This window comes from Larkinella knui, from assembly GCF_003858645.1.
In the GTDB taxonomy this organism is placed as follows: domain Bacteria; phylum Bacteroidota; class Bacteroidia; order Cytophagales; family Spirosomataceae; genus Larkinella; species Larkinella knui.
Window position 1 is genome coordinate 503,140 of sequence record NZ_RQJP01000002.1, and the last position, 20,205, is coordinate 523,344.

The following is a 20,205-nucleotide window of genomic DNA, read 5'->3' on the forward strand; positions in this document are numbered from 1 at the left end:
GATGAAAACGATAAAAGCATTGAGAATTCCCCTGCTTGCCATGATGGTTCTGTGGCTATCCGCCTGTCAGGAACTAACCGATATCAACAAGAATCCCAACAGTCCGGAAAATGTATCTTCCAACTACGTCCTCACCTATTCGCTGGTCAATAGCGGAAAGCTAGTCTTCGGGCTGGGCAAGAACAGTTCCAAAATCGCTGCGGCCATGCAGTACATGCAGGCAGGTACGAACGAAGGGGCCGCCGAGACGAACCAATATGCCTGGGGGCAGGAAAACTGGGCAAGCTACTACGATATCCTGCGGAACGTACAGATCATTTATGACAATGGCGTGCGGGATGACAACAAACTGTTCCAGGGAATTGCGCTGACCATGAAATCCATGCTTTTCGGGTTGCTGACCGACCTCTATGGCGACATCCCTTACAGCGAAGCCCTGAAGGCCAGTACCGGGTCATTTTTTCCAAAATATGATAGCCAGGCCGATGTCTACAAGGGTATTCTGACCGACTTGAAAAAGGCGAACGAGTTGATGCAAAATCTGACGGCCAAGGATGTGGTGAGCGCCACGTCCGATGTGATGTACAAGGGCGATGCGGCCAAATGGAAAAAGTTTGCCAATTCGTTGCGGCTGCGTTACGCCCTTCGCCTGGCGGATAAAAAGGCGGAAATGGCCGCATTGGGGATCAATCTTGAAACCGAGTTCAAGGAAGCAGCCGCCGGTGCCTTCACCAGCAAGGCCGACGACGCAACCCTGGCTTTTCTGGGTACCAACTCCGATAACGCCCAACCCGGTGGCCCGCTGGCATCGGCCACGTTCAACTGGCTGACCAAACCGGCCAAACCACTCGTCGACAAGTTGCTTCAGCTGAAAGATCCGAGGTTGCAGCGGTGGGCCAATCCGGTGCGCCGAAAATGGGATGCCAACGTGACCCAGGCCACCACCAAAACGGTTACGAACCTGTTTGGCGAAACGTATTCCGTGGTCTATGTACCGAGCGTGGCCTCCAGTGCCGACACGAACCTTTACGTAGGTTTGCCGGTCGGGCTTCCCATTACGCAGGGCATCGTCTACAACAAAGGAAATGATGTGTCGGTCTATCCCAACGAACAGAATCCCTACATTTCGTTCATTCATGACCGTTACCGTAAAAATACCGACCCGTACGTGGCGATGAATTTCATGAACTACCCCGAGGTTGAGTTTATTCTGGCGGAAGCCGCCTTGTTGGGTGGATTCGGGGCTACTGACGCGGAAGGCCATTACAAAAAAGCGGTCCAGGCTTCCATGGACAAAGAAGGGGCGCTAACCGCCACCGGCTTCAACTTCGAAACGTATTATGCGCAACCAGGGGTGAGCTACGCCAGCGCGGGCAACAAACAGGAGCGGATTCTGGAGCAGAAATGGATCTCCTCCTGGTTCAGCATCCAATCCTGGTTCGACTGGAGACGGACGGGCTATCCCGCCCTCAAAACCGGTCCGGTGGCCCAGTTCGGCGCGGCTCTGCCCATCCGGTACATGTATCCGACGCCCAATCTGGATCCCAAATACATCGCGAATTACAATGAGGCCGTAAGCAGACTGGCCAGCACTAATTTTATTCCTGCCGGCCAGAGCAAGGATCACCACTATGCCAAAATGTGGCTGGTGCAGGGAACATCAAAACCCTGGTAGGTTTCTGGTTTTGAAACCGGGCAGTCGGGATGCGGACGCCGACTGCCCGGTTTTTTTGAATGAGTGTGCGTCCGAAAACCGTGTAAATACAACCTGAAAAATATAGCCTGATTTCGTATGCCTTTATCTGATCAATCAACACCCCTGACCCTTAAACAAAAACTGCAAAACGGACAAAATGTATACGGCACCTGCCTGACATCCTCCTCGCCGATGTGGCCGAACGCCCTGGCGCGGGCGGGTCTGGATTTCGTTTTTTTAGACACCGAGCACATTCCGCTGGATCGGGCCGAACTGGCGCGGCTCTCGCAGATCTTTCGGGCCCTGAACATTACGCCGATTGTTCGCATTCCAAAACCGGACCCCTATCTGGTTTGCCAGGTGATCGACGGCGGTGCCCTTGGCGTCATTGTGCCGTACATTGAAACCCTGGAACAGATTTATGAACTGGTGGGGGCTACCAAATTCCGCCCCTTGAAAGGCGAACGGCTGCTGAACTATTTGACGGGACAGGACGAAATGCCCGCGGAGCTAAAAACATACATCGAGCAATTCAATTCAAAAAACATCTGCATTGCCAACATTGAAAGCATGCCCGCGCTGGAACGCCTGGACGAGCTATTATCGGTTCCCGGTCTGGATGCGGTTTTTATTGGCCCCCACGATTTGTCCGTTAGCATGGGATTGCCCGAACAATACGATCATCCGGATTTTGAAGAAGCCGTCCGGCAGATTATTCGCACGTCCCGGCAAAAAGGTCTGGCGGTGGGAATCCACTTTTCGCTCGAACCGGAACGCCAGCTGAAGTGGGTGAAAGAGGGTGTGAATCTGGTCATTCATAGTTCCGATATTGCCCTGTTCACCCAGCGACTTACGCATGATATTACCCTCATCAAAGAAGCCGTTGGCGAACAGGCGGTTCCCGCAGCAGCGTATGAAGCTCCGGTTATTTAACCCTTTACCGTCGTTGAAAACGGAGCGGTCAATCTTGCCAATCATGCCAAAAAACAGTATTTTTTTTCTTATTGCCTTTCTACGTCTGATAACTACGGAAAGCTTCGGTCAGTCGATCGATCTCTCCCGGGCACAGGTGGTTTGTTCGGTCACCGATAAAAAAATACTCCGCCGAAGTCTGGAGATTTTGCAGCAGGAAGTTCAAAAAAGAAGCGGTATCAAGTGGGTAGTCACCAGGAAAGCAACGGCTAAAACGCCGGTTATTTACCTCACCCTTGATTCGGACCTGTCGGCCTTACCAACCGCTTTGCGGCAAGAGCTTAACCGAATGCCGGCGCTTAAAAGCGAGGGATTTAAGCTCCTGACGGTGGATAATTCGAACACGGTTGTGGTGGCGGGGAACGATGCGCGGGGGATTTTATACGGAATTGGCCGGTTCCTGCGCAAGCTGGAAATGCAGCCGGGAATGATCGCGGTGCCAGCGGGTCTTTCAATCGCCACCAGCCCGGCGTATCCGGTGCGGGGTCATCAGCTGGGCTATCGACCCAAAACCAACGCGTATGATGCTTTTACGGTGGCGCAGTTCGACCAGTACATTCGCGATCTGGCCCTGTTTGGGGCCAACAGCATCGAAATTATGCCGCCCCGGACCGACGACGATTTTACCAGTCCGCACATGAAATTGCCCGCCATCCAGATGATTGCCGAACAGGCGCGCATTTGCAACGAGTACGGTCTGGATGTCTGGATGTGGTATCCGAATTTGGGCAAGAACTACACGCATCCCGACTCCATTGCCAGGGAAATCAAGGAACGGCACGAGGTATTTGCGGCTGTTTCCCGGCTGGATAATGTGTTCGTTCCCGCCGGCGATCCCGGCGATCTGGAACCCGATGTGTTGTTTGCGTGGCTCGAAAAAATGGCGATAGTGCTGCACGAGCACCATCCCAAAGCGAAAATATGGGTTTCGCCCCAGGTTTTTAAACCAACCAAAGAATGGTACGACGTGTTTTATAGCTACGTCAACCGGGACTATCCGTGGTTTGGCGGGGTGGTTTTCGGCCCGTGGATCAAAATGCCGGTGGCCGAAATCCGGAAACGCATCAAACCGTCCATTCCCATCCGGCATTACCCGGACATTACCCATACCTACAGTTCGCAATACCCCGTACCACACTGGGATCTGGCGTATGCCATGGCGCTGGGTCGTGAGCCTATCAACCCCCGGCCGCATGACGAAAAAAAAATTCACAATGCGCTGGATGAGTATGCGGTAGGGAGCATCAGTTATTCGGAAGGCACGAATGACGATGTGAATAAGTTCGTGTGGAGCGATCAGGACTGGAACCCCGAAACCCCCGTTATTGAAACCCTGCGTGACTATGCCCGGCTTTTTATCGGTAGCGCGTATGGCGAGTCCTTTGCGCAGAATCTGGTGGCGCTGGAGCAGAACTGGCGCGGGCCGATCCTGAGCAACGGCCAGGTGGCCCGAACACTGCTGCAATGGCAACAACTGGAAAAAACCGTTCCTTTGCCGGTTTTGCAAAATGCCCGTTTTCAAATGGGCCTGATCCGGGCCTATTTCGATGCCTACACGCAACGGCGGCTGTTGTACGAAACCGAACTGGAGGAAAAAGCCCGGGATCTGCTGGGGCGGGCCCAAACGGAGGGTTCTCTAGCGGCTATGAAACAGGCAACCCACCTGCTGGAAAAAGCCTGGGCCGAACCGATTCTTCCCGAATACCGGCAAAAATGTTTTGCCCTGGCGGATTCACTCTACAAAAGCATTGGCGCTCAGCTTACCATCAAAAAGCACGGCGCGATGGCAGGTCGGGGTAATTTTATCGACAACATCGCCCTTCCGCTCAATGATGCTCCGTGGCTGCTGAACCAGTTTTCGCAGATCGAAAAGCTGGGCAGCGAGCCGGAACGACTGAAGCAGATCGACGCCCTGTTACACCGAACCGACCCGGGGCCGGGCGGCTTTTACGATCATTTTGGCGCTCCGGAAAGCTGGTATCGCGTGGTTCCGGGTCTGCCCTGGGAGCAGGATCCCGGCAGTTTGCGCTCGCCCAGAACGAGCTTCGGCGTCGGCCTGGTGGGCGAACAATGGGTGGGCGAGCTGAAAGCTACCGGTTTTAAGGGGCAGGTGACGCCAAAAGCCTGGATGAAACAGGCAAAAACCCTGTACGATCAACCGTTAAAAATTGCGTATACCGATCTGGATCAAACCGCTTCCTACCGCATTCGGATTGCCTATACCGGGCGGTTTCATTCACGCGTGAAATTGCAAACGGATGATGGCCAGCTGGTCCACGATTATATTCTGACGGGCAAGCAACCGATTTACGAATTCGATGTTCCGAAAACCGCTTCGGCCGATGGAAAAATAACCTTTGTCTGGTCGTGTGATGAAGGCGAACGGGGTGCCCAGGTCACGGAAATCTGGCTGATCAGAAAATAAGAAGCTGTTTACAGGAAGGCTGGCGTTGGAGAAATGGCAAAAACGAATAAATGAACAGGAAACGAGTAAATCCGTTATAGGAACGGTGTTATTTTCTATCGATCCCTGTTCTCTCTGACGTGATGGTGAATCCGGTGCAAATTGGAACCTGCGGCTTTGGTCGCCCGAAAACCGAATACGCCCAGCGTCTTTCCTGCGTAGAAGTGCAACAGACCTTTTATCAGCCGCCCCGGCTGGCTACGCTGGAAAACTGGCGCAGGCAAGTGCCCGCCGAATTTGAGTTTACCCTCAAAGCCTGGCAGTTGATTACCCACGAAGCCCGAAGCCCTACGTATAAGCGACTGAAAAAGGAACTTTCCGAAGCAGAACGGCAGCAGGCCGGTTCTTTCAAGGCTACGGAGGTGGTGGAGGAAGCCTGGCAGGTTACGCTGGCTTGTGCGAAAGCGCTGGAAGCGAAAACCGTGCTGTTTCAGTGCCCGGCCAGTTTCCGGCCGACGCGGGAGAACATCGCGAATCTGGAACGCTTCTTTTCCCAAATCGATCGCCGGCAACTCAACCTGGGCTGGGAGCCGCGTGGTGCGTGGGACCGGGAGGTGGTGGAAGGGCTTTGTACCGACCTGAATTTGTGGCACGTCGTTGATCCGTTCGTGACCAGCACCGTTACCCCGGAACAGGCTTATTTTCGACTCCACGGACGCCGGGGCTGGCGGTATCAGTACGAAGAACAGGAATTGAGGGAGTTGATGGAACTCCTGCCCGAAAGCCGGAATGCCTACGTTTTTTTCAACAATGTGCACATGTTGGAAGACGCCCTGCTTTTCCAGAAAATCCTTGGCCACCCAACAGATGCAGCCGAAATCGAAGGGTGAAACCATCGCCGGGGTTTCCGTATAAACCGCCCCGGTATTTTTCCGTACGCGGTTTCTTTTAAACCTAATTTATAATAATTTCAAGACTTCTCCCCACCGTTTCAGCGTGATCGTTATTTAGCAAACCCGGCGACAACCTTTATGAAACATCCTCGTTTTTCAGCCGCGCTCAGACACAACCGACGCGCCTTTATGAAAAAACAGCTTATGTACGGTCTGGGAGCCCTCGCCACCACCAGCCCCCTGTCGATACCAGGCGGTGAGGAGTCGTTGAAACCGGGCACGCTCTCGCCTGACACCTTACGAAAACAGTATCTGGCCTGTCTGGGCGGGCCATTTCCCAAAGCCATGCCATTGCTTCCGAACCTGCGGGAAACGATTGTGAAAGAAGGCTACCGAATTGAATCTGTAACCTACGAAGTGACGGCAAACGAACGCGTTCCGGCCCTGGTGCTGATTCCGGATTCGGTGACACCCCAGCGCCCGGCACCCGGTATTGCCGTCTGGCATCAGCACAACGGGGAGTATCACCTGGGGAAATCGGAACCGGCCGGGTTAGCCGGAAATCCCATGCACCACACCGCCGTTGCCCTGGTTCGGGAAGGCTACGTCGTGCTTTGCCCCGATGCGGTCTGTTTTGAAGAACGGCAGGACTCAACGGGCCGACTGAAAAAGGGCGACTATGAACGCTTCGAGTTTCTGCGCCAGGTGGTGCGGGGTCGCAGCATGGCCTGGCAAAACGTACTGGAAATGCGTCGTGCGGTCGATTATTTGTGTTCCCGTCCGGAGGTCATTGCCAGTCAGATCGGTTGCTACGGCCATTCGATGGGCTCCACCCACGCCTGGCTCGTGGGTCCGCTGGAAAACCGGTTGAAGTGTCTGGTCGGGAATTGTTGTCTGCCCACCTATGCAGCCATTGAAAACGAGCATCTGTTGCATTGTTTTCCCAACTTTGTTCCTGGCTGGGCTCAATTTGGCGACACGCCCGACATTGCCGCACTCATTGCTCCGCGGGCGCTCCACCTGAACTTTGGCGAACTGGATTCGGGTTCTCCGATTGAATTCGTGCGCGGGGGTCTCCGGCGAATCGCGGAGGCTTATCAGAAAGCGGGCGCATCCGAAAATTTCACCTCGTTCATTGAATCGGGTCAAGGGCACGTCTTAACGGACGCCATGTGGCAGCAGGTAAAAGCCACGTTCTCCCGGCACCTTTCCCGATCAAAAGGCTAGTCGTTTTATGCGGTTGAAAGCCCTTTTTTGCACCCGAAACAGTTGATCGGTCTAAAATGCGGTTTCAAACCAAAAATATATCGCCAGATAATAAATTATCGCTATTTTCTTTCCACCAACAACTTACCTTGCAGCTCTTGTGATTGATGCCCTTTTTCTTCATTCCATTACAGTAATTTACTCTAACACAATCTACTTATGATTACCACACGCTCTACAGTTCAGTACTTGCTGACCCTTTTGGTCGTTGGCACCGGCCTTTTTGTCACCAACAGTTGTGGTACGCTGGAAGACCACAAGGTGCCCGACCCGGCAGGCTTTACCGCCGAACTTTTTTACGGAAGTCTTCCCAGTTCGCGCAGCACGGGTGAGAACCTGAAAAGCCCCATCGGATTAACGGTTGGAAAGGGCGAAGTGCTGTTTGTTACCGAGAACGGAACGGGCGCTAACGATGGCATGGTCTCGGCCATTACACCAGGTGGTGTAAAATACCCGGTTATTACCGGTTTGCACTCGTCCACGGGTGTTGAAGGAAGTCCGGAAGGCCTGGCGCATTTAAAGTACAAAGATGGCTGGCTGTATATTCTGCAAGGCGTTGATGGCATCCTGTACACGTATGATGTATCGGGTTTTGTTCCGGGCGTTACACCCGCAGTAAATGCCAGCGTATTGGGCGCAGGCGAAAACATTGGAGCTTTTGTTAAAATGCAGGGCTATAAGACTCCGGCTGAAACCGATCCGTATAATCTTACGTTTGGACCAGACGGTGATTTATTTATCGCCGATGCCGCCGGCAATGCCATTGTTCGCCGGAACAAGATGACGAAAACCCTTTCTATTTATGCCACGATTCCTTCGTATCCAGGCCCGCCCGTAATCGATGCCGTACCGACCGGTATCGTCTACGATGGCACCAATTTCTACGTCAGTACCCTCAGCGGATTTCCATTTCCGTCCGGCGTAGCGAAAATCTTTAAAATAACGCCAAACGGGGCCACCGGTACCGTTTCGGAATATAAATCGGGCTTTACAGGGATGACGGATCTGGTCTTGACGCCGGGTGGCAAGCTCATTGCCACCGAGTTTGGATTCTCGGGTATGGGGCGTATCGCAAATGAAAGCGCAGTAACCCTGCCGTTAGATCCGGCTTTACCGGTCATTACCCCAATCGACATTGAACTAAGTAACGCCAATGCCGACACGTATTATCTGCTTTGCTATGGTACAGGTGTCATTTACAAGCTGAAAGGAAAAGGCCTGTAAATCATCCGAAAGTAAAGCGGTATTGTATCAATGACAAAGGCTCCCATCCGGAGCCTTTGTCATTATAAGTAGCTACTTGCCGCCGGGTCAAAACGTCAGCAGCACCCCGGCTGATGCGTAATTGATCCAGGTAAAGGTGTAAACTTCATCCGAATCGGCCCCGCCTTCAACGACCCGATAGCCCAGTTTGAAACCCAGTTTGGGGCTAACCTGATAAGCGGCTCCTAAAAAAATATCCTCGGCCCGGCCCACCTTCGCCCCCAGCGCATCGCCTTCCAGCAGCACACGCCACCGGTCGCCGGGCCTGTAAGCCACGTAAAAATTCAGCAACGGCACAAAACCGACATTATCGAAATCGGCCTGACGCCCTTCGCCTTCGAACCGCGTGTTGGCATCCCGGATCTTGGCCGTAAATCCCGCTCCCACCCGCCAGCGTTCCCGCACGACGAAATCGTAACGGTACGTTAGCCGGTACGAATTGAACTTGTAATACGCCGTGGTGGGCTGGCTGGCCGGAAACAGGACATTGTTAAAATTGATATCCTGGTTGAACCGGCCCTGAAAACGGACCGTCAGCGGGGCATACAAAGCCGAGATGGTGTGGCGATTGGCGATGGTATACCCGAGCCGGGCGCGGTAAAATACCTGAGGATCAGCGCGCAACTGCTTCGACAGATCAACGAGCGTACCGCCCTGATTGGGAATCCGAACCTCGGTGTAGGCTGTTCCGAGAACAAGCCCCGATTCGAGATCGAGCCGTAACTGGGCCTGCGAAGGTAGCGCGATCAAAAGCAACAGAACCGCCGTAATCGCCCGCGAAAAAGAAATAAAGTTCATAACGTGCTGGATGTGGACACAGGATAAACCCGTTCCGGCACAAATGGTTTTATCACGCCAGGCGTTCCCGGGTTTACCGGAAAGCGGCCCCGTTTCGGTTCAATGCCACACCAACGATGCGGGAAGCCGCCCGAACGCCAATGGTAAATCCAAAAAAAGGACCGAACGCCAACCCCGCCGGGAAACTACTGAAATACAAGCCGGGTACGTTACTCTGAAAGTCGTTGTCCAGGAGCGGAAAACCGGTATCAACGGCCAATTCGGCCAATAGGGAATCACACAGAAAAGGCAGCCGCCGAATGTCGACCTGATAGCCCGTTGCGGCAATAACCTCATCCACAGCCAGTTCGTCGCCCGAATCCAACGTTACTCGTAAGCCATCGGGTAATTCGGTTACCTGGGTCAACTGCGTTCGGGGATGAAGATGCACTTGCGGCCGAAAAATCCGGTCGGCGAGCCATGGTTCCAGCTTCAACCGGCCTTCCGTCCAGAGATTCGCACGGTGGGCGTCCCTTTCTTCGGCCGACAGGTTGCGAAACCAGCCGGGCTGATCGACCATGCCGTCGACGAGGGTTTCCACCCACGACCAATCCGACGGAATGAACCGGGGCGTATCGTGCCGGTAGCAAAGATCGATGCGGCTGGCACCGGCTTCGCGTAACAAAGCCGCCCACTCGAACGCACTCTGGCGACCGCCCACGATCAATACGCGTTTGCCCTGATAATCAGCCATATTCACGGCATCGCGGGTGTGTTGAATCCGGTTGGCAGGAATCAAATCGGACAAAGTAAGTGGAATATGGCTGTACGAATAAAAACCGGTGGCAATTACCACCTGCCGGGCCTGCACGGTCGAGCCGTCGTCCAGCACGGCCCGGAAATGGTCGTTGTCCCGACTCAGTTGGGTCACATACGCGGCCTGAACCGGAATTTCTGCCTGCTCAATAAACCAGTCGGTATACGCCAGATACAATTCCCGCGACAGCGGTTCGGCCAGATCGGGCGATTCGCCCCGCCCGGCTAGAAACCGTTCAATGGTCCACTGCCCGTCCGGGTCAAGGTGCCAATTGACTCCCGAGCGCAACAGCATGCCCGCAGGCATATGGCGCTTCCAGAACTCCATGGGGTGTCCAACTACTCGAAAGTCGTGCTGCCGTTTTCGAAGATAAGCAGCCAGTCCCAGGCCAAACGGCCCGGCACCAATGATCAGGTTTTCAGAATATTGGCTCATGCCAAGGGTTGCATTTAGGTGGTTGGAATAGTCAGCGTGTCAGACGGTATAGCAGCAAAGCCGCCCGTTGAATCAGGAAAGGATACTGTTTCAGATTAATGTCTTCTTCGATGCTGTGCGCCCCTTTTCCCGAAGCGCCGAGCCCGTCTAAACAGGGCAGAAACTCCGCCACATACGAAATGTCGCCCGCGCCCCGCGACCCCGGATCACCCGCTTTCACCGGTCCAAGCCCCATATCCCGGCTGATCTGATCCACTACTTTTCGCAGGTTTTCGTTCTTTTCGGAAGGCTCCATTGCCGGAATTCCGTCCTGAAATGCAATGGTGGCTTTGGTCAGTGGCAGGCTTTTTTCCACGATTTCGCGCATCCGCGTTCGGGCACTTTCTTTCTGCTTTTCCGAGATAAACCGCAGATCGCCTTTCACCAGCGCCGAGGGTGCGACGATGTTGGTTTTACCGGTGGTTTCGCCTTTGGCGGTTTTGTTGTCGTAGTGCACATCGGAACCGCCAAGGATCAGGCCGGGATTGAACGTCAGGTATTGTTCCTGACCCAAGGTCCGCCGAAATTCATTCAGAATCCGGGCGGTTTCAAAAATGGCCCCGTAACCGAGATCACTAAAAATCCGGGACGAATGGCCCGTTCGGGCCGCTACGGTAAGCGTCCAGCTACTCGACCCCCGCCTTCCGGTGGTCACCTGGTTCAGTCCCTGAGCCCCTTCAAAAGCCAGGGCGATATCACATTTTTTGGCCCGTTCGATGAAATCCCGGCGGCTTTCGGGGCCGCCACTGCTTTCTTCGTCGCCGGTAAAATAAGCGGTAATGGACACGTCATCCAGCAAACCGTGCGCCTGCAAGGCTTTCAAAGCGGCCAGAATGAGCACATTACCGCCTTTGATATCGTTCGATCCCTGGCCCGTAGCCGTCGAATCGTTCACACGGGTAAACGGGTCAAACGGAAGGCTCTTTTCAAAAACCGTATCCAGATGGCCGATCAGAAACAGCTTTTTGCCGCGTTTTCCCTGGCGGGTTGCCACCAGATGTCCGGCCCGGTTGAGTGAATCCGGGAGGGTTATCCACTCGGTTTTAAAACCCAGTTTATCAAATTCAGCGGCCAGCAGGTTACCGTTTTCCCGGACCCCCGCCAGATTGAGCGTTCCGCTGTTGATGTTGACGAGTTTTTCCAGAAACGTTTCGGTTTCCGGTTGAAGTTGTCGAACCGTTGACAGTACTTTTTTTTCGATCGGGGCCAGCGACTGACCGTAGGCATACGGTGTAAATACCGCCAGGAGGAAGGCAAAAAGGAAAGGGTTAGGCATAGCGGGATGAATCATCAAATCATTTTCAAAGTAAGAAGCTTTGGTATGAAAAACTTCTTTTTTGGAAAAGATCTGACAAAAAACTGCTTGGTTCCCGACGAGAATGGTTTCCTTTTTATTGTGAACTGCCTACCGGCTGGCGCGTACGAGTAACCCGCTGGTTCGCAACCGATTGCCCGGCTTGCCGTCCCAGTTTTTTCAGCATCGTAACGTGAGAGCCCAGCGCATCGATCAACGATTTTTTCTGGTAATACGGAAGTCCGAATTCTTTGGAGGTAGCCCGAACGATGGGCGCAATGGCGGGATAATGAACGTGGCTGATCGACGGAAACAAATGGTGTTCGATCTGATAATTCAAACCGCCGACGCACCAGGACAATACCGGGTGAACCGAAAAATTAGCCGTACTTTCCAGTTGGTGAATGGCCCAGGCATTTTCGATATTTCCCTGGTCGTTCCGAACCGGAGAATGGACTTCTTCGATGATGTGGGCCAGCTGAAAAATGACGCTCAAGACGAATCCCGCAACAAAATTCATCAACAGAAAACCAAGCGCCCACTGCCCGAAGGTTATATCAGTCAGCAGGAACGGCAACACCCCGACAAAGAACACATACAGCAATTTACTCAGGACCAAAATACCGATTTCGTACGTTGCGAAGGGCTTGGTCAACTTACTTTTGGCCTTCCGGTTGAACTCACCGACCTGTCTGAAATCCTTCACCAGAAACGAGAACGTCATCAGTCCATACAGTATAAAGGCGTACCAGTGCTGATACCGGTGCATCTTTTGCAGCCGTTGCTGGTCGCAAAGCCGCAGAAATGGTTTGCCGGTAATGTCGCTGTCCAACTGGTCGATGTTGGTGTAGGTATGGTGGAGGGTGTTGTGCTGAACTTTCCAGTTGTAGACATTGCCGCCCAGTAAATACAGGCTGCCGCTGAACAGATTGTTGACCCAGGAGGAGGTTGAAAACGAGCCGTGGTTGGCGTCGTGCATCACCGACATACCCACGCCGGCAATACCGATTCCCATCACCCCCGCCATCACCAGCATGGCCCAGGCCGGAAATAAATTGGTCAGAATCAATCCATACGGAACCAGATACAGGCTCAGCATAAAGATGGCCTTGCCAACCATCGGCGAGCCCCCGGATTTGCTAATTTCGTTTTCCTGAAAGTACTGCTCAATTCTTGTGCGGAGTACCGGAAAAAAAGTAGACTTGTCTTTGTTTAGAAACTTTACGTTTGTAGTCGTCATAGTTCACTTTCTGGGTTACTAAATACCTGTCAACCGATGATTTTCTGACGACTGTAACGTACCCTTGATTCTAAATTGTGCTTACTTGTACAATGTATAACCTATAACGTTGAAAACCGTATTTTATACTGTGTCTATTAAATATATATATTAATAGATCTTGGAAAAGTAGAACAGCAGGGGTATAAATAGGACGGTATCCCGCCAAATACCGTCAAACGGGCGTATTAATTTTCTGTTATTTCTCGACAAGGGCTCTTTCCGGGGGCCTCAACAATCGGCAGGGTTCGTTCGCTTTGGCCTTGCATTCCCGGCTTTCCGGCTCTCGATTTAAAATACCGGCAACATGAAGATTAGTAAAATCGCTCATTATTCGGGTAAAAAGAATGTCATCTTAAACTATTTGCTTAACCTTTGTAATCGGTATCGAATGCAACTTGTGAATAACCGCTTTGCGACGAAAGTGCGGCTTCCCGTTGCCGTGTTCTGGGGATGAAAAGATTGACCACTGAGAAAAATGGAAACATTAGTATGCACTACGCCCGGCCAGTTTGAATACCGGTCCGGCCAAAAACCGGAGCTGACTTCGGATCACGCCATTCTAAAGATTAAACGAATCGGCATTTGCGGAACCGATCTGCACGCTTTTGAAGGCACCCAGCCCTTTTTTGAATACCCCCGCATTCTGGGTCATGAACTGGCAGGCGAGCTGGTCGATTTCGACAATGCGCCCGGTTTTTCAAAAGGCGAACAGCTTACATTCATGCCGTATTTCTACTGCGGAAAATGTGTGGCCTGCCGGATGGGCAAGACCAATTGCTGCGCTCAGCTGCGGGTTTCGGGCGTTCATATGGATGGAGGCATGGTCGAATACCTGCGGGTTCCGTCCTACTCGCTGATTCACGGCGACGGCTTGAGCCTGGACGAACTGGCCCTGGCCGAACCGCTTTCCATTGGAGCCCACGGGATTCGGCGGGCGGAGGTTCAACCCGGCGAATTTGTGCTGGTGGTGGGTGCCGGTCCCATTGGTCTGGGCGTGATGGAATTTGCCCGTATTGCCGGCGGAAACGTCATTGCGATGGATGTTAACGAATCCCGGCTGGCCTTTTGCCGCGCGAAATTACGCGTGCCGTACACGATCAATGCGCGTTCGACCGACGTAGCGGAACAGCTCCGCGCCATCACCAATGGCGACATGCCGACGGTCATTATCGACGCAACCGGTAATCAGACCGCCATCAACAACGCTTTTCAGTATATGGCCCACGGAGGACGGTATGTGCTGGTGGGTTTACAGCGTGGGGAGGTTTCGTTGAGTCATCCGGAATTTCACAAGCGCGAAGCCACCCTGATGAGCAGCCGAAACGCTACCCGGCCGGATTTTGAACACGTGCTGAACAGTCTGAAAAAAGGATTGATCGATCCGGTTACGTACATTACGCACCGCGTGCAATTTGGTCAGGTGAAAGACCATTTTGCCAGTTGGCTCAACCCCGCCAACGGCGTCATTAAAGCGATGGTTGAGCTATAACCGGTCCTGCCGGTTTTTTCAGCGACTGCCAGCTATTTCCGTTTGTCACCACTTGTTCAGCAAGAGTGGCCTGTTATTTATTCAGACTCACCTTTCAGCACCCGACTTCCCTACTTTTACGGCGTTAATCAGCACACCATTTACCTGTGAACGCCATGAAGAAATTTACCTTTGCCATTTTAGTACTCGCTTGCTGCCTTAGTTTGTGCCCGGTTCGGGCACAACCGCTTTCCCTGAAAAGCTTTTCCGGCGGAATAACCGAAATCGTCAACCTGAACGGCACGCTAATCTTTAGTGCCAGCGACGGCAGCAGTGGCCTGGAGCTTTGGAAAAGCGACGGCACCGCCGGTGGTACGGTTTTGCTGAAAGACATCAACCCCGGCGCGGCCAGTTCCTCCCCGGCCCGCCTGACGGTGGTTAACAATACTGTATTTTTTGCGGCCAACAACGGCACCACCGGCGTTGAACTCTGGAAAACCGATGGAACAGCCGCCGGTACGGTTTTGGTGAAAGACATTCGGCCCGGCGGTTACGACTCCATGCCGGTCTGGATGACCCCTGTCAACGGCACACTCTTTTTCCGGGCCGACAACGGCACCCACGGTACCGAACTCTGGAAAAGCAACGGGACCGAAGCCGGAACGGTAATGGTGAGAGATATCAACTACGGTTCGGCCAACGGCGATCCGCAACACCTCACCAACGTCAATGGTACCCTGTTTTTCAAAGCCACCAGCAGCAGCTTCGGCAACGAACTCTGGAAAACCGACGGAACCGCCCTCGGAACCGTGCAGGTCAAAGACATCAATGTGGGGGCCAATGGGTCAAATATGAACTACCTGACCAACGTCAACGGCATGTTGTATTTTACGGCAACCCTGACCGCCACCGGGAGCGAACCCTGGAAAAGCGACGGTACGGAAGCCGGAACCGTTATGATCAAAGATGTGAACCCCGGCTGGCCCTCCTCCGAGCCCTCCTTTTATACCTACCTGAACGGTACGGTTTGCTTCAAAGCTTCGGAGTATACCTACGGCACCGAACTCTGGAAAACAAATGGCACCTCCTATGGGACGTCACTCCTGAAAGACGTCCTTCCCGGACCGCCGGGGGAAGCCAACGGTGTACCCGGTTTTATGACGGTCATCAACAACCAGATTTTCTTTACCGCCAACACCGCCGGCATGGGCCGGGAACTCTGGAAAACCGACAACACCACCGCCGGAACGGTTCTGATCAGAGATATTAACCCCGGTCAGGAGTCTTCGGATGCGACAAATTTCACGGACATGGGGGGCGTTCTGTACATGACTGCCAAATCCGCAGCCACTGGCAATGAACTTTGGAAAAGCAACGGGACCGAAGCCGGCACCGTACTGGTTGCCGACGTCAACCCCGGTGCCGCCGACTCTGCGCCCTACGAGCTGACCCCGGTGAACGGTGTGCTATATTTTGCGGCCACGGGCTCCAACAACACCAAACAATTGTTCCGGCTGAACCCTTGTGTTAGCCCACCCGCCCCAAATCTGGCGTCGAACGGGCAAACGCAGGTCACGGTTACTCAAAATGCACCCGCCGTTGTGCTGACGGTTTCCAACTGCTCGGGTACGCTGACCTGGACCGGCCCTGGCAATGCCTCCGGAACGGGCAACATTACGGTTCCGACGTCTGTGACCGGCACCTTTGTCTATTCGGCGACCTGCAACGTCGGGGGCTGCATCAGTCCGGCGTCAAGTGCCACGGTCATCGTTCAACCTGCTGTCAACAACCCTGATCCGGGCAACCCCGGGCCGGTAACGGGCGATTTTGAAGGGTATCTCGACAAGGTGGAATGCAGCAGCATTCGCGGTTGGGTGTGGGATAAAAGCAAGCCCAATACCACCGTCAAGGTCGAATTTTTTGCCAACGGCATTTCCATCGGCACCATCGACGCCAACATTTTCCGGCAGGATCTCAAGGATGCGGGCAAAGGGAACGGGATCCATGCGTATAGCTTTCCGACCCCCCAAAGCCTGAAAAATAACCAGACGTATTCCATCAGTGCCAAAGTTTACAACAGCAATTACACGCTGAAGTGGGGTCCAAAAAATCTAACCTGCCCCAACGGAAGCCGGGTGGCGTCTGAATCGGCGGAAACCCAAAAACCGCTCGATGTGATCGTATTGGGCAATCCCATTCAGGGCGAGGAGGTTTCGATCGAGATACGGGGGGCTGAAGGGGAACCGTTGCGCCTGTTGTTGACTGACATTCAGGGTCGACTGGTGGCTGAACGCCAGGTTGAACAGGCTGCTGCCGTGGAACGCCAGCGGTTTTCGTTAACCAATACTGCGCCGGGCGTCCTGCTCCTCCGGGTTGCCAGCCTGCATCAGGCCCAAACAATTAAAGTATTGAAAGCGAATTAATTGACTACCCCAGATAAACCGAACGGTGGCTTCTACGACTGAAGGTAGAGGCCACCGTTTATCATAAAACCCGGTTTCACTGAGCCGCTTGCAACGCTTCCAGCGCCCCGGCCAGATACACCAGCGGGGCGTTCCAGTTGATGGCAATTTCGTTGGAAGCATACGAACAGGACGCATCGAGAAACATTTCATCCGCCGACGTCGCCGTGTAGCCTTCACACTTATCCTGTTTGGGCGCATTGCCGTTGGGTCCGCCTGATAACAAACCGGGCACGGGTGCTTCAATACCGTCGGCAACGGAAGGCCGGTGGTGCGGATTCATCACCGGCTTGTCGCCAAAACCGGTGACAAAGCAAAAACCAGTGGCGTTGCGGCCCAGTAGATAATCGAAATTGGTAAGCGCCTTGTGCAGGTATTTTTTATCGTTCGTCAAGCGATACGCCTGAATGAGTGCAATTCCCTGATTAGCCGCCACGGCACTGCTGCCCCAGATATAATCCCGCGCCGATTGGCCCATCACGGTTTGGTACGCCTGTTTATCAACATTCTGAATCAATTCATCAGCAAAACCGGTCAGCTGTTTTTTCAGTTTCGGAAAGTCTTTTTGGCCCCGTGGCGTCAGGCTTTTTTCGAACCGGGCGAGAGTATAGTAGCCCAGCAACCGAACCTGCGCCCAGGACGGAAGCGGCATTTTATCATCCGGAAACAAGTTTACTGCCGTATAATAGGCATCGTTCCTGGTGGTTACGTACAATTCAGCCGCGGCCCAGATCCACTCGTCGCTGGCATCGCGGTCGCCGTATTCGCCGGTGACGACATCCGGATCCATTTTTTCATTCAGCTCATTTTGCCGATACAACTGATCCGGGTTTTTCTGCGCCCATTCCCACGCCCGAACGGCCGCCGTCACGCAGGAATCCGACAAACCCGGCAAGTCCCGGCTGAACGACTTGAAAACCCGCCCGGCCTGCGCCATCACAGCCGCAAAATCAAGGGCCGCCGTGACACTTTTCTGAACGACATACCGCTCCTTGTTCGCTTTATCCGGCATCACCATCCCGTCGAACCGGGCGTTGGTCAGTTTGTGATACACCCCGCCGTCGGCCGGGTCCTGCATGGTGAGCATCCAGCGCAGATTCCAGAGCGATTCGTCCAGAACGTCCGGGATTTTATTACCGCTTTCGGGAATATTGGTTTTAAATGCCTGGCAAAATTGCGGGAAGTCTTCGTACAACGACAGCAGCGTTCCCGTCGTGATGCCTGAATTGACGATGTATTTGTTGTAGTCTCCGGCATCGTACCAGCCCCCCGGCGACGACAAAACCGTACCTGCCGGACGACTGTCCGAAACGGCCGACGGGTGCACCAGCACGTGCGTATCTTCCTTTATATGGCCCGCCGGACGACTCCATGCCCCGGCGTATTTGGCGGGCAAATCCACCGAAACGCGCTGATAATAAAACCCTTTCAGCGAACCGATCGCCACGGCGCGGTGGACATTTGTTTTGATTTCGAAAGGATAGGAATGCCCCAAACCGGGAATGACGACTACAAATGTTCCGGCGGTTTTCAGGGCCGAGAAATCGGCGGTCCGGGCGGTTTTGCCGGAAATCGCGTTCGGGCGGGCCTCACTGAGGGTTCCCTTAAAAACGGTTTTCTTTAAATCGGGCGTCGTTATCCGGAATTCGCCGGATGCGTCGCCGATCACGATGGCGATTTTGGCGGCATTGGGATAAAAGCCGATCTGGTTCAGGCGGATGTAGGTAGAAAGTGACTGGGCCTGGGTAAAAACAGGGTGCAGGGCCAGCGCAAAAACGAGCAAAATAAGCGTTCGGGCACGTGTAAAGAATCGCATTTGGCGTTAATTTTTCACCAAATTTACAACGATTTCACCCAGGGCGGGCTTTTCATTTACAATTCATTGCCGCCATTTTTAGTTGAGAAAGAAAACATCCTCACACCACCCCGACGTATTCTTTTAGATGAAACCGGAGCGTCCGCAGCGATTGGGTAATGTGGTACTCGACGGTGCGCTCGGGAATGCACAACGAGGCCGAAATCTGGCGAACGGACTGATTTTCCATCCGGTTCAGGCGAAATATTTGCCGGGTTTTGTCCGGCAGATGGGCAATTCCCAGCTCGATGGCTTTGCTTAGATCCTCGTAAGCCAGAAAATCCTCCGTCTCACAATCGTAATCAGTTAGGCCGGTATTCTTGAAATTTTCGTATTTCTGCCGGATTAACAGCGCTTTAATATGGTTCAGTATTTTATACTTGACCGCACCGAATAAATACTTCTCCAATTCATCGATCTGGATGGTTTCCCGCCGTTCCCACAAATCAACGAAAAGGTCCTGAATCAGTTCTTCGGCGTTTTCCTGCGAATACAATTTCTTGCGGGCTACCCTGAAAAGCGGTTGCCAGTATTTCCGGTAAATAGCCTGAAAAGCCTCATCGTCCCCCGTTTGAAGGAGCTTTACCAATGCGGCATCGCTTAAAACCGTGTATTCCATAAAAGATAGCTATTGTGGGTCTGCCAGGTCTTTCTTGAGGAACCGCTTCCCAAAAAAGAATAAAATTATATTCTAAGATTCCCATTTTAGACCTACACGCTATCCTGTACTTACCTGTGTTTACGTACCCGCTGAGAAATCAGGCGGAAACGACTACTTGGTTTAATACTATTTTGCCCGCCCTTATCTCCGGTCAGACCGGGACCAACCACTCATTAAGTTATTACAAAAGAAAGATCTTTTAGGATTAGCATCCCATTTTATATAAATATTCAACTATTTAACAGTACGATTTGCGGTTATACCGCCCCAGATTGACATAGGTATAAAGCCCATTTCTTTCCCCGAACAGAGTTCACCGGATTTGTAATTGAGAATGCAAACGAATCGCCAGGGATTTCTAGAACTGCTTCAACGCTACATCGATGGCACCTGCTCATTGGAGGAAAAACACATGATGGATTATTGGTATAGCTTATTAAACCGGGAACATGACGACAAAACCGGCACCGTACCCGAAAACCAGTTGGAGGACTTGCTCTGGACGAAAATTCAGCATCGGATCCAGCCTGAGAAAGAAATTGACAATCAGACGATCAACTTAAAATGGTGGCAGCATGACGACTAACGGAACGTTCCTCCACCCCTTTTTTCACTAAACCC

15 protein-coding genes are annotated in these 20,205 nt (G+C 53.0%); 9 read left to right on the forward strand and 6 right to left on the reverse strand.

Translation table 11 applies throughout. From position 1 onward, the window contains the following. Position 1: 1 nt before the first annotated feature. The 6 genes from EHT87_RS11015 to EHT87_RS11040 all read left to right on the forward strand — a co-directional run bounded on the left by EHT87_RS11015 (position 2) and on the right by EHT87_RS11040 (position 8,455). Positions 2-1,675: a SusD/RagB family nutrient-binding outer membrane lipoprotein gene (locus tag EHT87_RS11015; protein ID WP_124906677.1), complete on the forward strand. Its 1,674-nt coding sequence runs from the start codon at positions 2-4 to the stop codon at positions 1,673-1,675. A 117-nt stretch (positions 1,676-1,792) separates the two neighbouring features. Further along, the gene (locus EHT87_RS11020; RefSeq protein WP_124906678.1) at positions 1,793-2,629 is read left to right on the forward strand and encodes an HpcH/HpaI aldolase family protein; all 837 of its coding nucleotides are present in this window, start codon (positions 1,793-1,795) and stop codon (positions 2,627-2,629) included. A gap of 43 nt (positions 2,630-2,672) precedes the next feature. Continuing rightward, a complete protein-coding gene (locus EHT87_RS11025) occupies positions 2,673-5,093 on the forward strand; it encodes an alpha-glucuronidase family glycosyl hydrolase (protein ID WP_124906679.1) in 2,421 nt (806 codons plus the stop codon). 134 nt (positions 5,094-5,227) lie between these two features. Continuing rightward, complete coding sequence (locus EHT87_RS11030) at positions 5,228-5,962, forward strand: DUF72 domain-containing protein (RefSeq protein ID WP_229320991.1); 735 nt, start codon at positions 5,228-5,230, stop codon at positions 5,960-5,962. A 192-nt stretch (positions 5,963-6,154) separates the two neighbouring features. Next, a complete protein-coding gene (locus EHT87_RS11035) occupies positions 6,155-7,192 on the forward strand; it encodes a dienelactone hydrolase family protein (protein WP_229320993.1) in 1,038 nt (345 codons plus the stop codon). Positions 7,193-7,390: 198 nt separating this feature from the next. Next, entirely contained in the window at positions 7,391-8,455 is a 1,065-nt protein-coding gene (locus EHT87_RS11040) for a ScyD/ScyE family protein (RefSeq protein WP_124906682.1), read from the forward strand. A gap of 87 nt (positions 8,456-8,542) precedes the next feature. Here EHT87_RS11040 and EHT87_RS11045 read toward each other — a convergent pair whose 3' ends face one another. The 4 genes from EHT87_RS11045 to EHT87_RS11060 form a co-directional block, all read right to left on the reverse strand. Beyond that, positions 8,543-9,292, reverse strand: coding sequence for a hypothetical protein (locus EHT87_RS11045; protein WP_124906683.1), 750 nt, complete (start codon positions 9,290-9,292; stop codon positions 8,543-8,545). Positions 9,293-9,365: 73 nt separating this feature from the next. Next, positions 9,366-10,523, reverse strand: coding sequence for an NAD(P)-binding domain-containing protein (locus EHT87_RS11050; protein ID WP_124906684.1), 1,158 nt, complete (start codon positions 10,521-10,523; stop codon positions 9,366-9,368). 31 nt (positions 10,524-10,554) lie between these two features. Next, on the reverse strand, positions 10,555-11,838 hold the full coding sequence (locus EHT87_RS11055; protein WP_124906685.1) for a M20/M25/M40 family metallo-hydrolase: 1,284 nt from the start codon (positions 11,836-11,838) through the stop codon (positions 10,555-10,557). Between the two features lie 115 nt (positions 11,839-11,953). Then, complete coding sequence (locus EHT87_RS11060) at positions 11,954-13,096, reverse strand: fatty acid desaturase family protein (protein ID WP_124906686.1); 1,143 nt, start codon at positions 13,094-13,096, stop codon at positions 11,954-11,956. Positions 13,097-13,613: 517 nt separating this feature from the next. On the opposite strand from EHT87_RS11060, the gene EHT87_RS11065 reads away from it, so the two are divergent. After that, positions 13,614-14,627 carry a zinc-binding alcohol dehydrogenase family protein gene (locus tag EHT87_RS11065; protein WP_124906687.1) on the forward strand — a complete coding sequence of 338 codons (1,014 nt, stop codon included), beginning with the start codon at positions 13,614-13,616 and terminating at the stop codon, positions 14,625-14,627. Between the two features lie 155 nt (positions 14,628-14,782). Then, positions 14,783-17,029, forward strand: a complete 2,247-nt coding sequence (locus EHT87_RS11070; RefSeq protein WP_124906688.1) for an ELWxxDGT repeat protein — start codon at positions 14,783-14,785, stop codon at positions 17,027-17,029. Between the two features lie 76 nt (positions 17,030-17,105). On the opposite strand, the gene EHT87_RS11075 is transcribed toward EHT87_RS11070, so the two are convergent. After that, a complete protein-coding gene (locus tag EHT87_RS11075) occupies positions 17,106-18,884 on the reverse strand; it encodes a glycoside hydrolase family 9 protein (protein ID WP_124906689.1) in 1,779 nt (592 codons plus the stop codon). A gap of 100 nt (positions 18,885-18,984) precedes the next feature. Further along, positions 18,985-19,542, reverse strand: coding sequence for a sigma-70 family RNA polymerase sigma factor (locus EHT87_RS11080; RefSeq protein ID WP_124906690.1), 558 nt, complete (start codon positions 19,540-19,542; stop codon positions 18,985-18,987). 376 nt (positions 19,543-19,918) lie between these two features. Here EHT87_RS11080 and EHT87_RS11085 point away from each other — a divergent pair, with 376 nt between their 5' ends. Beyond that, a complete protein-coding gene (locus EHT87_RS11085; protein ID WP_124906691.1) occupies positions 19,919-20,170 on the forward strand; it encodes a hypothetical protein in 252 nt (83 codons plus the stop codon). The last annotated feature ends 35 nt before the right edge of the window (positions 20,171-20,205 follow it).

Bases quoted from the DNA above. Each gene is read 5' to 3' on its own strand.
- EHT87_RS11075 (WP_124906689.1), bottom strand. From the start codon at position 18,884: ATGCGATTCTTTACACGTGCCCGAACGCTTATTTTGCTCGTTTTTGCG.
- EHT87_RS11025 (WP_124906679.1), top strand. From the start codon at position 2,673: ATGCCAAAAAACAGTATTTTTTTTCTTATTGCCTTTCTACGTCTGATA.
- EHT87_RS11015 (WP_124906677.1), top strand. From the start codon at position 2: ATGAAAACGATAAAAGCATTGAGAATTCCCCTGCTTGCCATGATGGTT.
- EHT87_RS11045 (WP_124906683.1), bottom strand. From the start codon at position 9,292: ATGAACTTTATTTCTTTTTCGCGGGCGATTACGGCGGTTCTGTTGCTT.
- EHT87_RS11035 (WP_229320993.1), top strand. From the start codon at position 6,155: ATGAAAAAACAGCTTATGTACGGTCTGGGAGCCCTCGCCACCACCAGC.
- EHT87_RS11085 (WP_124906691.1), top strand. From the start codon at position 19,919: ATGCAAACGAATCGCCAGGGATTTCTAGAACTGCTTCAACGCTACATC.
- EHT87_RS11070 (WP_124906688.1), top strand. From the start codon at position 14,783: ATGAAGAAATTTACCTTTGCCATTTTAGTACTCGCTTGCTGCCTTAGT.
- EHT87_RS11040 (WP_124906682.1), top strand. From the start codon at position 7,391: ATGATTACCACACGCTCTACAGTTCAGTACTTGCTGACCCTTTTGGTC.
- EHT87_RS11050 (WP_124906684.1), bottom strand. From the start codon at position 10,523: ATGAGCCAATATTCTGAAAACCTGATCATTGGTGCCGGGCCGTTTGGC.
- EHT87_RS11055 (WP_124906685.1), bottom strand. From the start codon at position 11,838: ATGCCTAACCCTTTCCTTTTTGCCTTCCTCCTGGCGGTATTTACACCG.
- EHT87_RS11060 (WP_124906686.1), bottom strand. From the start codon at position 13,096: ATGACGACTACAAACGTAAAGTTTCTAAACAAAGACAAGTCTACTTTT.
- EHT87_RS11065 (WP_124906687.1), top strand. From the start codon at position 13,614: ATGGAAACATTAGTATGCACTACGCCCGGCCAGTTTGAATACCGGTCC.
- EHT87_RS11020 (WP_124906678.1), top strand. From the start codon at position 1,793: ATGCCTTTATCTGATCAATCAACACCCCTGACCCTTAAACAAAAACTG.
- EHT87_RS11080 (WP_124906690.1), bottom strand. From the start codon at position 19,542: ATGGAATACACGGTTTTAAGCGATGCCGCATTGGTAAAGCTCCTTCAA.